This is a genomic window from Pseudomonas sp. NPDC087185 (assembly GCF_044744955.1).
Taxonomy (GTDB): Bacteria; Pseudomonadota; Gammaproteobacteria; order Pseudomonadales; family Pseudomonadaceae; genus Aquipseudomonas.
Genome location: NZ_JBIUZK010000003.1, coordinates 703,730 through 717,185 on the forward strand (window position 1 = coordinate 703,730; position 13,456 = coordinate 717,185).

The 13,456-nt window shown below is 64.4% G+C and carries 14 protein-coding genes; 5 read left to right on the forward strand and 9 right to left on the reverse strand.

The window, feature by feature from the left end; translation table 11 throughout:
• Positions 1-130: 130 nt before the first annotated feature.
• Both ACIPIJ_RS13490 and ACIPIJ_RS13495 read right to left on the reverse strand, forming a co-directional pair.
• Positions 131-625 (reverse strand): GNAT family N-acetyltransferase, encoded by a 495-nt coding sequence (locus ACIPIJ_RS13490; RefSeq protein WP_401077232.1) that lies wholly within the window; start codon positions 623-625, stop codon positions 131-133.
• A gap of 24 nt (positions 626-649) precedes the next feature.
• Positions 650-1,072: a RidA family protein gene (locus tag ACIPIJ_RS13495; protein WP_401077234.1), complete on the reverse strand. Its 423-nt coding sequence runs from the start codon at positions 1,070-1,072 to the stop codon at positions 650-652.
• Between the two features lie 188 nt (positions 1,073-1,260).
• On the opposite strand from ACIPIJ_RS13495, the gene ACIPIJ_RS13500 reads away from it, so the two are divergent.
• Positions 1,261-1,581: a hypothetical protein gene (locus tag ACIPIJ_RS13500; protein ID WP_401077236.1), complete on the forward strand. Its 321-nt coding sequence runs from the start codon at positions 1,261-1,263 to the stop codon at positions 1,579-1,581.
• Between the two features lie 45 nt (positions 1,582-1,626).
• On the opposite strand, the gene ACIPIJ_RS13505 is transcribed toward ACIPIJ_RS13500, so the two are convergent.
• On the reverse strand, positions 1,627-1,839 hold the full coding sequence (locus tag ACIPIJ_RS13505) for a PLDc N-terminal domain-containing protein (RefSeq protein ID WP_401077238.1): 213 nt from the start codon (positions 1,837-1,839) through the stop codon (positions 1,627-1,629).
• A 205-nt stretch (positions 1,840-2,044) separates the two neighbouring features.
• Here ACIPIJ_RS13505 and ACIPIJ_RS13510 point away from each other — a divergent pair, with 205 nt between their 5' ends.
• Positions 2,045-3,052 (forward strand): GlxA family transcriptional regulator, encoded by a 1,008-nt coding sequence (locus ACIPIJ_RS13510; protein ID WP_401077239.1) that lies wholly within the window; start codon positions 2,045-2,047, stop codon positions 3,050-3,052.
• A gap of 7 nt (positions 3,053-3,059) precedes the next feature.
• Here the strand turns inward: ACIPIJ_RS13510 and ACIPIJ_RS13515 are convergent, their stop codons facing one another.
• Entirely contained in the window at positions 3,060-3,731 is a 672-nt protein-coding gene (locus tag ACIPIJ_RS13515; protein WP_401077241.1) for a TetR/AcrR family transcriptional regulator, read from the reverse strand.
• Between the two features lie 143 nt (positions 3,732-3,874).
• On the opposite strand from ACIPIJ_RS13515, the gene ACIPIJ_RS13520 reads away from it, so the two are divergent.
• Positions 3,875-4,096 (forward strand): hypothetical protein, encoded by a 222-nt coding sequence (locus tag ACIPIJ_RS13520; protein WP_401077243.1) that lies wholly within the window; start codon positions 3,875-3,877, stop codon positions 4,094-4,096.
• A gap of 182 nt (positions 4,097-4,278) precedes the next feature.
• Positions 4,279-4,695 (forward strand): hypothetical protein, encoded by a 417-nt coding sequence (locus ACIPIJ_RS13525; RefSeq protein WP_401077244.1) that lies wholly within the window; start codon positions 4,279-4,281, stop codon positions 4,693-4,695.
• Positions 4,696-4,771: 76 nt separating this feature from the next.
• Here ACIPIJ_RS13525 and quiC read toward each other — a convergent pair whose 3' ends face one another.
• Complete coding sequence (quiC, locus tag ACIPIJ_RS13530) at positions 4,772-6,679, reverse strand: 3-dehydroshikimate dehydratase QuiC (protein ID WP_401077246.1); 1,908 nt, start codon at positions 6,677-6,679, stop codon at positions 4,772-4,774.
• A gap of 517 nt (positions 6,680-7,196) precedes the next feature.
• On the opposite strand from quiC, the gene ACIPIJ_RS13535 reads away from it, so the two are divergent.
• Positions 7,197-8,570: an MFS transporter gene (locus ACIPIJ_RS13535; RefSeq protein WP_401077248.1), complete on the forward strand. Its 1,374-nt coding sequence runs from the start codon at positions 7,197-7,199 to the stop codon at positions 8,568-8,570.
• A gap of 36 nt (positions 8,571-8,606) precedes the next feature.
• Here ACIPIJ_RS13535 and ACIPIJ_RS13540 read toward each other — a convergent pair whose 3' ends face one another.
• The 4 genes from ACIPIJ_RS13540 to ACIPIJ_RS13555 all read right to left on the reverse strand — a co-directional run bounded on the left by ACIPIJ_RS13540 (position 8,607) and on the right by ACIPIJ_RS13555 (position 13,442).
• Complete coding sequence (locus tag ACIPIJ_RS13540) at positions 8,607-10,019, reverse strand: DOPA decarboxylase (RefSeq protein ID WP_401077250.1); 1,413 nt, start codon at positions 10,017-10,019, stop codon at positions 8,607-8,609.
• A 139-nt stretch (positions 10,020-10,158) separates the two neighbouring features.
• A complete protein-coding gene (locus tag ACIPIJ_RS13545) occupies positions 10,159-11,103 on the reverse strand; it encodes a LysR family transcriptional regulator (protein WP_401077252.1) in 945 nt (314 codons plus the stop codon).
• Between the two features lie 138 nt (positions 11,104-11,241).
• Complete coding sequence (locus ACIPIJ_RS13550; RefSeq protein WP_401077253.1) at positions 11,242-11,955, reverse strand: YebC/PmpR family DNA-binding transcriptional regulator; 714 nt, start codon at positions 11,953-11,955, stop codon at positions 11,242-11,244.
• A gap of 95 nt (positions 11,956-12,050) precedes the next feature.
• Positions 12,051-13,442 (reverse strand): FAD-dependent oxidoreductase, encoded by a 1,392-nt coding sequence (locus tag ACIPIJ_RS13555; RefSeq protein WP_401077255.1) that lies wholly within the window; start codon positions 13,440-13,442, stop codon positions 12,051-12,053.
• Between the last annotated feature and the right edge of the window lie 14 nt (positions 13,443-13,456).

Here is a 13,456-nt window from a genome sequence, read left to right on the forward strand (position 1 = left end):
GGAACCCCGGACCAGAGCGGTCGGGTCTTGTTTGGAGGTGCTGGCATTATGCCGCGTGAGCAGGTTTTGTGAAGTGGGTCACAGAATTTTGCTGCGCCAGGTCAATGGCCCACCAGGTGAAGCCATGCCCTCAATGGAGTGCGGCGGTGACTTTGTAGGTCAGCAGATCCGCGTCGTCATCCAGATCGACTTGCTGCACCCGCCGTGGCAGGTTGGCCACCACGGCCTTGCAGAAAGCGACGGCTATAGGGTCCAGGGCGTAACAGCGCAGGAGCCAGTCACCCGGGGCACTGAGCAATTGTTGCGCCACGGCCCGGCCAACGCCCTGGCGGCGGTAGCGCTTGAGGATGAACAGGTCGGCCAGTTCACTGGCGTCGATGCCTGGCAGTTCGCTGCGCTCGACCAGCACGAAGCCGGCGATGAAACCGTCCACCAGCACCAGGTTGGCGCTCCAGCCTGCGGACGCCCAGTAGCGCTGCAGGTGCGCTTCGTGGACGTAGAAACGCCCATCCACCTCGACATCTTCCTGCTCCCAGTCAGAGGACTCGTAGGCATAGAACTGATAGAGGTTGCGGATCAGTTCGGCCTGGTCGGCGGTGGTCGGGAGCAGTTCGATAGGTAGCATGGGGGGCTCGGAAAAAGTGAGAGTCTATGGCTTCAGCTCTGTAAGTATCGCCGCAACCGCCTCAATCTCAACCAACATTCCGTCGAGTGCCAAACGCGGCACCGGGATCAGGGTGCAGGCCGGCTTCATGTGCTTACCCCAGGCGCGATCAGCTTCAGCCACCCACTGGCGCAAGCGCTCCTCACTGTGGTCGACAATCAGCAAGGTCAGCTTGCACACCTGATCAAGCCTGGCGCCTTTCGAGGCAAGGGCCGTCTCCACATTGGCCAGCGCCTGGCGAGCCTGCTCGGCGAACAGCGGCGACACCTGGCCCGCAGCATTTTCACCCCCTTGCCCGGCAACGAACAGCAGCCGGCTGCCGGCGTGCACGTCGGCCACGTGGGAGTAGGCATTGCCACTGGGGTCATACAGGCCTTGCGGGTTGGACAGCTGGAAGGCTTCAGTCATGGGACGCTCCGTCGTGTGAATGAGCGCCCGAGCCTGCGACCTCAGGTTAAGTAGAGGTCAAGCGTGCTGTAGGCATTTTCGCAACGGCAGCGACACCGGCTGAACATCGCGTATGTTTTCCCATCGCGTGATGCTCGCTAGATTGCAAGTCCCGGCATGGAGGCCAAAGCCCCTGAACAGGAAATGCCATGAGCAAATCACACGCGTTCCAGCTCGCCTACTCCATCAACCCACTGAAGAAGATTCACGAACCGGAAGCCGACACGGCGCGCGCGCACATGCGCAAGAAAATGGGCTGGACGCCCGCCGACGACCTCCAGACCACGTTGCTCGGCGATATTCAGCTCGCGTCCGGCACCCTAGAAGAAAAGCGTCGCGAGGCACGCAACCTCATGCGCAAGCAGATCAGGGATGCCTTCAAGGCGCTCGATGTCGACCACCTTGTCACCTTCACCGGCAGCTTGATGGTGAGCGACCTGAAGGACGCCATCGAGGTTGAGGTCCCCTGAGCGTCACAGCAGGCATCAGGCGCCATGCCCCTGATGCCTGCCCGGTCATTTCTCCTGCAACACCGCCCTGCCCTTCACCGCCCGCGGCCCGCGCCACGCCCAGAACAGCAACCCGGGGAACGGTGCATAGACGACGAAGACGACCCACAGCATCTTGCGCTCGGCGCGCCGGTCGCTGCCGATGATGTGCCAGATGGCGAAGATCTCCAGCAGGATGACCAAGGCCGCGACAATGATCCAGATCGTTCCGATTTCCATGAGCACTCTCCCATTGGCATGTACTGGGTTGGGTGCCCGCCAGCGGTGAGGGTTCATTCGGATTTACGGCCTGTGCCGGCGCATCGGCAGCTGCGTGGCCCACTTGCCTCAATACGACCCCGAACACGACACGCCCACCCTGGCGATTGTCTTTCCCCCGGCCACCCGCCACACTCTGCGGGCCAGCCAGGAAGCGGAGTCCAGAGTGCCCACCCCACGTCAGTTCAGCAAGAAGACCAGCACCAGCAACATGCTGCGCCTCAAGAGCGCCGCCGGCAGCCCGCAGGCGCCCTACCGGGTCGACTTCGTTCTGCTTGAACACTTCTCGATGGCCAGCTTCACCGTGGCCATGGACGTGCTGGTGACCGCCAACCTGCTGCGCGCCGACAGCTTCCAGTTCACCCCGCTGTCGCTGGACGGCGACCGGGTGCTGAGCGATCTGGGCCTGGAGCTGGTGGCCACCGAGCTTGCCGCCAGCGAATTGAAGGACCTTGACCTGCTGATCGTCTGCGGCGGCCTGCGCACCCCGCTGAAGTACCCGGAGCTCGACCGCCTGCTAGACGACTGCGCCGCCCACGGCATGGCCCTGGGCGGGTTGTGGAATGGCGCCTGGTTCCTCGGCCGGGCCGGGGTGTTGGATGACTACGGCTGCAGCATCCACCCCGAACAGCGCGCCAGCCTGTCCGAACGCAGCCCGCAAACACGCATCACCCCAGCCAGCTTCACCCTCGACCGCGACCGCCTCAGCGCCGCCAGCCCCAATGGCGCCATGGAGCTGATGCTCGGCCTGGTGCGCCGCCTGTACGGCGACGGCCTTGCCGAAGGTGTCGAAGAAATTCTGTCGTTCTCCGGCGCGCGTTATCGCCAGGTCGGGCCGGGGGCAAAAAAGTCCATGAGCCTGCACCTGCGCACGATTGTCGAGCTGATGGAGAACAACCTCGAGGAAACCCTTAGCCTCGACCAGCTGGCCGCTTACAGCGGCCGTTCGCGCCGGCAGATCGACCGCCTGTTCCAGGCCCAACTGGGTACCTCGCCGCGGCGCTACTACATGGAGCTGCGCATCACCAAGAGCCGCCGCCTGCTGCAGTATTCCGACCTGTCGGTAATGGAAGTGGCCGTGGCGTGCGGCTTCGTCTCGGTGTCGCACTTCAGCAAGTGCTACGCGGCGTACTTCGGCTACCCGCCGTCGCGCGAGCAACGGCTGGGCGAATAGCCGGCCCTCAGGCCTGGATGTAGCGCATCACCGCTTCGCAGATCATCGCCTTGTGGCGCAACTTGATCTGCTCGTCGAGCAGGTCGATCTGGAAGATGTCGCCGAAGGTGTGGCGGTTCGACACCCGATAGAAGCAGAACGCGCTCATCAGCATGTGCAGGTCGATGACCTCGATACCCGGGCGGAACACGCCCTCCGCCACGCCCCGCTCCAGCGTACGGCCCAGGGCCTGCAGCACCAGGCTGCTCATCTCGCGGATGGCCGGGGTTTTCTTGACGTACTCGCCGTAGTGGATGTTCTCGGTGCAGACCATGCGCACGAAATCGACGTTGCGATCGTGGTGGTCGAAGGTGAACTCGGTCAGGCGCTGGATCGCCTGCTCGGCCGGCAACGACTCCAGGTCCAGGCGGTGCTCGGTCTTGCGGATGTCACCGTACAGCTTGACCAGGCACTCGACGTACAGCTGCTCCTTGCTGCCGAAATAGTAGTAGATCATGCGCTTGGAGGTGGCCGTGCGCTCGGCGATGGCATCCACCCGCGCACCCGCCAGGCCTTGCTGGACGAACTCGTTGATGGCGGCCTGGAGGATGTCCTCGCGGGTTTTCTCAGGGTTGTTCTTGCGCGACTTGCGTGTCCCTTCGATCTCGGGCTGGCCGAGGGGGGCTACGGGGTGGCTCATGGGTGCTCACGGGATATTTATTGGGATTTGCCAGCGATTATCCGTGAGTGGGGGGTTGGGGGGAAGCGCGCTGTTGGTCGAGTGGTCAGGATCGAACCCCTCGGTATTCAGCGTCATTAACACGCTAGGGTTGTTTGCTGCTGATGATCGAAGCCAGCGACATCCGCCTCTGCGCGCGCAATTGCCTGGCCGGCAAGGTACTGAGCGCCTTCGATGGCGCAGTCAGTGCCAAAGTGGTACTGGAACTGGCTGGCCCGCTGCGGGTCGGGCTTGATAGCGGCCGCAGTCGATCAACCGGCTCAGCTGCCAACCAGGTCGCAGGCCGGCCAGTGCGGCTTTGCGTGGTGACATCGATTTTGATATAACCTGCGCCCTGTTCAATGGAGTGAACGCCGTGCAACAGCCCCGCCCTGACTCCCCACCCTCACTCCTTTGACCGAAGCCACAGTCCCGACTGCTTGAAAGATGATGCCCGGCGCCCTGAGCGCCCGTTCACGGCCTTTCAAGTTTGAGGACTTTCTCGAATGATTCTAAGGGTTTTGTAGATATGAAAGTCCTTCGCAACGGCCTCATCGCGGCGCTCCCCATGTTGGCCATGTCCGGTTGCATTACCCTTGAACAGGGCCTGCAACAGGTCCAGCAAGCGACTGCACCGGCGCCGGTCACCCAGTCGTTGGCGCAAATTTGCCAGGACGTCAAGGCCAACAAGGTTCGTGCCAACGAGACTTACCGCAACAAAACACTGTCGGTGAGCGGGAAAGTCGAAATGATCAACCAAGGCATGCAGCCTCGGTACAGGGTCTACATGAGCAATGGTGCGGTCGAGATTTTCGCCGGCACCGATAACACCAGCCAGGTGAGCGCACTGTCGGTTGGCAAGACCACTCAGGTCACGGGCGTTATCACCCTGGTTGATCAGGACTACAGGGCGTGTTCCGTTACGCTGAAGAATTCGACTTTCTGAATGCGTGATCAGCGGCCCCGACAGGGGCCGTGCCAGCTATGTATGCCGGCACGGCTGGCTATGGCGCAAAGCGCGGCTACAGGACGGGCTTGCGCGCCGCGCCACTGCGCCGCTTGGCCATGGCCGCCAAACGCACCGCCACGTTCGCCGCGCCATACCCCGCATACCCCCCCTTGCGCTGGATGATCTCGAAGAAGAAGCGGTCCTCGAACGACTCGGTATAGACGTGGAACAGTTCGCCACCCTGGGCATCACGGTCGTACAGCACGTTGTAGTACGCCAGTTCGCTCAAGAACTCGTCGTCGAAATCGAACCGCGCCGCCAGGTCGTCGTAGTAGTTCAGCGGGATCTCCAGCAACGGCACGCCGGCTTCCTTGGCCCGCGCCACTTCCTTGAAGATATCCGCGCAATCGAAGGCAATGTGGTGCACGCCCGAGCCGCGATAGCTGGACAGTGCATGGGCGATGGCGGTGTTGCGGTTTTCCGAGATGTTCAGCGGCAAACGCAGGCTGCCGCACTGGCTGCGCAAGGCGCGGCTCTTGACCAGGCCGTAAGGGTCAGGCAGCACCACTTCGTCATCGGCGGCGAAATCGAACAGGCTCTTGTAGAACAGCACCCAGCTGTCCAGCGATTCGGCCGGCAGGGCCAGCGCCATGTGGTCGATGCGCTGCAGGCCACCGGTGGCGGTGGCGGCCGGGTCCAGGCGGAAGTCGGTGTCGTACAGCGACGGGCCTTCCTTGCCCTGCTCCACCAGGTAGATCAGGCTGCCGTCCGGTGCACGTACGGCGGGTACTTCACATTCGTTGGGGCCGACCAGGCCGCGGAACGGCTGGCCGCGAAAGTCGGTGGCGCGTTGCAGCGCGGCATGCTCTTCCTTGACCCGCAGCGCGGTGGCGCACAGCGACGGGCCATGGGCCTCGAAGAAGTTGTGGCCGAAGGAGTACGGCTCGGCGTTGAGCACGATGTTGATGTCGTTCTGGCGCAGCAGGCGCACGTCCTTGCTGCGGTGCTTGCCGGCATCGGCAAAGCCCAGGCGCTTGAGCCAGCCGCCCAGGCGCGCGCCGACAGCTTCGTCGACGGCAAATTCAAGGAACTCCACGCCGTCATAGGCGCTGGCAGCGGGCGGTGCGAACAGCACGCCGGGCTCGATGGCGGTGCCTTCCTGCTGCAGGCGCAGGCGGGTCTGCTCTTCCAGATACAGCAGCGAACGCAGGCCATCGGCGGCGTTCTGCCGGGGTGGTGCGGCGCGGAAGCCATCGTTGAAGATTTCCAGCGACAGCGGGCCGCGGTAACCGGTGGCGAGGATCGGCGCGAGGAAACCGGCCAGGTCCATTTCACCCTGCCCCGGGAAGCAGCGGAAGTGGCGGCTCCACTCCAGCACGTCCATGGCCAGGATCGGCGCGTCGGCCATCTGCACGAAGAAGATCTTGTCGCCGGGGATGTCACGGATCGCGGCCGGGTCGCCCTTGAGCGACAGGGTGTGGAAGCTGTCAAGGATTACCCCCAGCGCCGGGTGGTCGGCCTGGCGCACCAGGTTCCACACTTGCTGGTAGGTGTTGACATGGCGGCCCCAGGCCAAGGCTTCGTAGCCGATGCGCAAACCGCGCTTGCCCGCGTGTTCGCCAAGCAGGCGCAGGTCGTCCACCAGCAGTTGTTCTTCACCCAGCGCGTCGGCCTGCACGTTGCTGCACACCAGCACCAGGTCAGTGCCCAGCTCTTGCATCAGGTCGAACTTGCGCTCGGCGCGGTCGAGGTTCTTCTGCAGCCGGTCGCGGCGGCAGCCTTCAAAATCGCGGAACGGCTGGAACAGGGTGATGGCGATGCCTAGGTCGGCGCACATCTGCCGCACTTCGCGGGGGCTGCCGGCGTAGTAGAGCAGATCATTTTCGAAGATCTCGACGCCGTCGAAACCGGCGGCGGCGATGGCTTCGAGCTTTTCCGGCAGGGTGCCGCTCAAGGACACGGTGGCTATCGAACGCTGCATGGGGGAGTTCCTTGTTATGGGGGCTACGGGGCTGGAAGTCCGTGGTTCGTCTGTACCGGCCTCTTCGCGGGCAACAGACCTTCTGACTTCTTGGCATTATCGATTATTCGCAGGTACAGTCGCGTCAGCAATCACTTTGTACGGAACGGTTAGTTTTGCGTTCGATTACCGCACAAAACCCGTTTTGGCGAATTGATTCACTGCCACCCGTGGGCAACCATGGGTTCAGACGCAAGCACACCGACCGCCCCTTTCTGCCCAGATGGCCGCTCGGCAAAACTTGCGCTTACAAGCCCAACGCCACGACATAATAAGTTCAATAAAACGGGTACCGACCTATGCAAACCTCCCTCGCCTTGCAACCCGCACCAGCTCGTTTGTTCTCCCTTGGCAGACTCCGCCCGCGATCGTCCGCCGTTTAAGCGCACCGAAAACTCCCAATAGCGATCGCACACCCACTGGCTGCCGCCCGGCGGCGCCTGCTGTGCGGCGACCAACAAAAACAACGGAGACAACGATGGCCCACTCCAGCTCTCAAGCCAAGAAAGCGACCGCCAGCGGATGGATAGGCTCGGCACTCGAGTACTACGACTTTTTCATCTATGCCCAGGCTGCGGCACTGATCTTCCCGCAGATCTTCTTCCCCAACACCGACCCGAAAATGGCCATCATCGCCTCGCTGGCCACCTACGGCGTGGGCTACCTGGCCCGCCCGGTCGGCGCGTTCGTGCTTGGCCACTGGGGTGATACCCGCGGGCGCAAGAACGTCCTGCTGCTGTGCATGTTCCTGATGGGCCTGTCGACCATGGCCGTCGGCCTGCTGCCGACCTACCACGACATCGGCCTGCTCGCCCCGGCCTTGCTGGTGCTGCTGCGCCTGGTGCAGGGCTTTGCGGTGGCCGGTGAAATCTCCGGCGCCAGTTCGATGATCATGGAGCACGCGCCGTTCGGCCGGCGAGGCTACTACGCCAGCTTCACCTTGCAGGGCGTGCAGGCCGGCCAGGTGCTGGCGGCGGCGGTGTTCCTGCCACTGGCCTACTTCATGCCCAGCGAAGCGTTCAACGACTGGGGCTGGCGCATTCCGTTCCTGATGAGTGCGGTGGTGCTGATCGCAGGCTTCATCATCCGTAAGGAAGTGCACGAAACCCCGGCGTTCGTGAAGGAAGAGAAGCAGGACAAGGTCGCCAAATCGCCGATCAGCGAGGCCTTCCGCCACAGCTGGAAGCACATGGTGCTGGTGATGTTCATGGCGCTGATGAACGTGATCCCGGTGGTCGCCACCATCTTCGGCGCGGCCTACGCGGTACAGCCGGCGTATGGCATCGGCTTCGACAAGAGCGTGTACCTGTGGATCCCGGTGGTGGGCAACATCGTCGCGGTGCTGGTGATCCCCTTTGTCGGCAACCTGTCCGACAAGATCGGCCGTCGCCCGACCATGATCGCCGGCTGCCTGGGCTCGGGCCTGCTGGCCTTCGTCTACCTGTATGCGATCAGCATCCAGAACGTACCGCTGGCCTTCGCCGCCTCCATCGTCATGTGGGGCATGGTCTACCAGGGCTACAACGCGGTGTTCCCAAGCTTCTACCCAGAGCTGTTCCACACCCGCTACCGCGTCTCCGCCATGGCCATCGCGCAGAACGTCGGCACCATGCTGACCGCCATGCTGCCGGCGCTGTTCGCCCTGGTGGCACCACCGGGTTCGGACAACATTCCGCTGGTGGTCGGTGGGCTGGCGTTCTTCATCACCTGCGTGTGTGCACTGGCGGCGTATATCGCGCCGGAGACCCACCGCTTGGCGATGGAAGACCTGGGCAATCCGCAGGCCAAGCCGATGGAGAAGGAAGCTTATGAGGCCAGCCGCAAGGGTAGCTTTCAGGCTGTGAGCCACTGATAGACCGTTTGGGGCCGCAAAGCGGCCCCAGCAATGTCAGCCCGTGATCACTTCCTGCAACCGCAACCACAGCTTCTCGACATGCTCACGCTCGGTCGGCAGCGCGCCCACCGACACCCGCACCATCCACCGCCCATTCAAGGTCGCCGGGGTCACGTAAGCGTCGCCTGAAGCATTGAGCCGCTCGGCCCACGCCTTGGTATGCACATCCAGCGCCTCCCCTTCCAACCCAGCAGGCCGATGCTGGATGCACAGCGTCTGCAGTTGAACCGGCGCCAACAGTTCCCACCCTGCAGCCGCCTCAACCTGCTCCGCCAGCCAACGGGCATTGCCCAGGTCACGCCGCAAGCGCTGCTGCAGCGCTTCTACCCCCTCGCTACGCAACATGAACCACAATTTCAGCGCACGGAACCGACGGCCCAGCGGGATGCCCCAGTCGCGCAGGTTCTTCACCTCGCCATCGACCGCCGACTGCAGGTAGCTGGGGTTGGTGCTCATCACCCGGATCAGGTGCTGCGGGTCGCGCACGTAGTAGAGCGAGCAATCAAAAGCCACGCCCAACCACTTGTGCGCGTTGACCACCACCGAGTCGGCCAGCTCGATGCCCTCCCACATCCAGCGGCACTCGGGCAGGATCATCGCCGAACCGGCCATGGCCGAATCGACGTGCAGCCACAGGCCGTGGACCTGGGCAATTTCGCCGATCGGGCGCAGTGGGTCGAGCGCTGTGGTGGTCGTGGTGCCGGTGGTGGCGACCACCGCGCAGGGCTGGTTGCCGGCGGCGATGTCCTGCTCGATGGCGGCCTGCAGCGCGTCCGGGCGCATGGCGAAATGGTCGTCGGTGGCGATCAGGCGGATGTTGGCGCGGCCGAAACCGGCCAGCAGCGCGGCTTTGTCCACCGAACTGTGGGCGTGGGCGCTGACGTAGACGACCAGCGGTTTTTCCTCTGCCTGCACGCCTCCGCGTACCAGCGCGTAGTCGGTGGTGCGTTCACGGGCACTGATCAGCGCCACCAGGGTGCTGGTCGATGCGGTGTCCTGGATCACCCCACTCCACTGTGACGACAGGCCCAGCAGCTGGCGCAGCCAGTCGAGGGTGGTTTCCTCCAGCTCGCTCAGCGCCGGGCTGGATTGCCACGACAAGCCCAGCACGCCCAGGCCGGTGCTGAGGAAGTCGCCGAGCACCGACGACAAAGTGCCATTGGAAGGGAAGTAGCCGTAGAAGTCCGGGTGCTGCCAGTGCGACAGGCCAGGCATCACCAGCCTGTTGACGTCGTCGAGGATCGCTTCGAACGGCTCGCCCTGCTGCGGCGCGCCTGCCGGCAAGGCGGCCTTCAGGTAGCCGGGCTCGACCTGGGCCATGACCGGGCGTTCGCCAACGGTCTGGCGGTAGTCGGCAATCAGGTCGATCAGTTGGTGGCCGTACTGGCGAAATTGTTCGGGGGTCACGCGCGGTCTCCTGTGGGTAGGCGGGTGTCGGCACCGGCCCCTTCGCGGGCTTACCCGCGAAGGGGCCGGCATGAACACTGCAATGCCCACAGTCTAGGCCCCTGCTACTCGTTGAATAACCCCGCTACGCGCATACCTGCTATGGCAAACCCGCATGCCCACCCTGTACGCCGAACTGCGACTGGCGCCACAGCTCGAACACTCGGTTGCGCAACCAGCGGTGATCGGCCGACGCCTGCAGGCGCTGGTGCCATACCACCCAGTAGCGCTGGGTGTGCTCGACAAAACCCAGCGGCCGCCAGGCCAGGTCATGCAGGCGGCACAGCTGGCGGGCGATATGCTCGGGCACAGTGGCCAGCGCCTGGCTGTTGGCGATCACTTGCACGGTAGCCGAGAAGAACGGCACCTCCAGGCTGACCCGCCGCTGCAGGCCCTGGGCGCGCAGGTGGCGGTCGATGAAGCTGTCCTTGTCGCCACCGCCGGAGATGCGCACATGCTTGAAGGCCAGGTAATCGTCCTGGCTCAGCGTGCCGCACTGCGCAAGCGGATGCTCCCGACGCATCAGGCACACCGCACGATCCTCGCCAAGCAGGCGCCCGTGCAGGTTAGGCGGCGACTCATCGAACAGCGTGGTGGCCAGGTCGATCTCGCCGCTGGCGAGCAAGGCGTACTGGCCGGCCTGCCAGGTACGGTATTCGATGCAAACACCGGGCGCTTCCTGCTCCAGCGCGGCCACCAGCAGCGGCAGCATGTGCTCGGCGACGTAGTCGGAAGCGGCCAGGCAGAAGCGCCGCTCGCAGCGGGCCGGGTCGAAGGCAGCGGGCTGGCGCAGGGCCTGGAGCTCTTCGAGCACCTGGCGCAGGGGTTCGACCAGGGCTTCGGCGTACTCGCTCAGCACGTAGCCACGGCCCTGGCGCACCAGCAACGGGTCGTCGAAGGCTTCTCGCAGGTGGGCCAGCTGGCGGCTCAGCGCGGACTGGCTGACGCCCAGGCGTTCGGCGGCGTGGCTGAGGTTCTTGAGCTGCAGGAGGCAGTCGAGGGTGCGCAGGTGGGCGAGGCTGAGGGAGGCGAAGGTTGGGTTCATGCAGGCTCCCCTTTTATCAAGTTCACCGGCCCAGTCGCGGGCAAGCCCGCCCCCACAGGTACACCACAGTTCTAAAGGCCTGTGCAGTACCTGTGGGGGCGGGCTTGCCGGCGAAGGGCCGCAAGGCGGCCCCGGCGTTTAGTCGGTCAGGCCGACATAGACGTTCTGTACGTCATCGTTCTCGTCGATCGCCTCAAGGAACGCCTCGACCTCGGCCAGGGCATCAGCGCTCAGGCTGGCAGCGCTCACCGGGTTTTTCGGGGTGTAGCCAATCTTCGCCGAAGTGACGGTGAAGCCGTGTTCCGGCAGGGCTTTCTGCACGGCGTCCAGGTCGGTGGTGTCGGTGATGAACAGGGTCGAGCCCTCTTCTTCGCCTTCTTCGAAGTCCTGCGCACCGGCTTCGATCGCGGCCATCTCCGGGTCGGCGTCATCGCTTGCCGGGGTGGCTTCGATCAGGCCGACATGGTTGAAGTCCCAGGCGACCGAACCGCTGGCGCCCAACTGGCCCTTGCGAAACAGCACGCGGATCTGCGCGACGGTGCGGTTGACGTTGTCGGTCAGGCACTCGACGATCAGCGGCACCTGGTGCGGCGCGAAGCCTTCGTAGCTCACCGCGTGGTACTGCACGGCATCACCGTCCAGGCCGGCACCCTTGCGGATGGCGCGGTCCAGGGTCTCGCGGGTCATCGAGGCCTTCTTGGCCTGCACGATGGCCAGGCGCAGGCGCGGGTTCATGTCGGGGTCGGCACCCGACTTGGCTGCGATCTGGATTTCCTTGGACAGCTTGCCCATGATCTTGCCCTTGGCATTGGCAGCTGTTTCTCTATGCTTGGCTTTCCACTGTGCGCCCATGTGCGACTCTCTTGTTTCAACGGCCAGTTCAGGAAGCGACCGGCCAAAAGTGGGAGCAGTTTATACGCCCTCGCGCCTGTGATCGACAACAAATCTCACGCCTTGTCGGCCTTCCCCGCCGCCGCCGCGAAGCGCGCCAGGCGCACGTCCAGGTGGCGTGGCCGCAGCCCGCGGTCTTCGGCCCGTTCCTTGCGGCGGATGGCATTGCGTACCATCAGCGACCCCAGGTAACGGATCGGCTCCGGCGGGAACAGGCCCAGCGGCCCCTTGACCAGCGGCGAGCGCGTCCACGGATTGTCCAGCCCCAGTGCCAGTGACGAAAGGATCTGCCCGCCCATGTGGCACGGCCCCACCCCGCTGCCGGAATAACCAAAGCCGTAGAACACGTTGCCCTGCCCCTCCAGCCGGCCGAAGAACGGCAGACCGGTCACCGAACGGTCCGACGGGCCGTTCCAGCTGGCCGCCAGCGGCACCTCGGCCAGCGCCGGGAAGAATTCGCCCAGGGTTTCGCGCAGCAGCGGCCGGTACGGCGAGGGCTGGTCGAACACAGGCAGCATGCGCCCGCCATAGGCAAAGGTGTTGCCACCCTTACCGAGCATCAGGCGGCCATCGGAGGTGTTGTGGTAGTAGTGCACGAAGATCCGTGAGTCGAGCACGCTGATGCCATTGCTCAGGCCGATGTCACGCAGCAACTCGGGGCACGGTTCGGTGATGACCATGTCGCTGGAGACGATCGCAACGCTGCGCTCGAACTGTGGGAAGGCGCGCGCCATCCAGGCATTCAGGCCAAGCACCACGCGGTCTGCACGCACCGTGCCATGGGCCGTGCGCACCTGCACCGGGGCGCCGTGCTCCAGGCCGGTCATGGCCGTGCCTTCATGAATGCGCACGCCCCGCTGCAAGGCCACGCGGCGCAGGCCGCGCACCAACCGCCCCGGCTGCACGGTGGCGGCAGCGGGCGAGAACCAGCCTTCCAGGTGCCGCGCCGAACCCGCCAGGCGCTGCACATCATCAAGCGCCAGCCGCTCGAACGAATTGATCCCCTTGTGCTCCAGCGCCGCGATCACCGCATCGGTGGCGCCAACCTGGGCCTGGTTGGTGGCGGTGTACAAGGTGCCGTCCAGGCGGTAGTCGCAGTCGATGCCGTTCGCGGCGCAGAACGCGCCAATTGCGCCGATGCTGCGCTCCGACTCGCGCACTAGGCGCACCGCTTCCGCCGCCCCGAACAGGCGTTCCAGGGTGAAATACTTGGCCGACCAGGACAACGCACACCCTCCGTTGCGGCCACTGGCGCCAGCGCCGCAGATGTCCGCCTCGATCAGCAGCACATCCAGTACCGGCACCGCCTCCTTGAGCATCAGCGCAGTCCAAAGGCCCGTGTAGCCACCGCCGACGATGCACACGTCGCAGCGGGCATCGCCATGCAGCGGCGGGCACACCGCGTCCTGCTCCGAATCCAGGGCCTGTTGCAGCCAGAAGGGTCTCATTCGTTCGCTTTCCT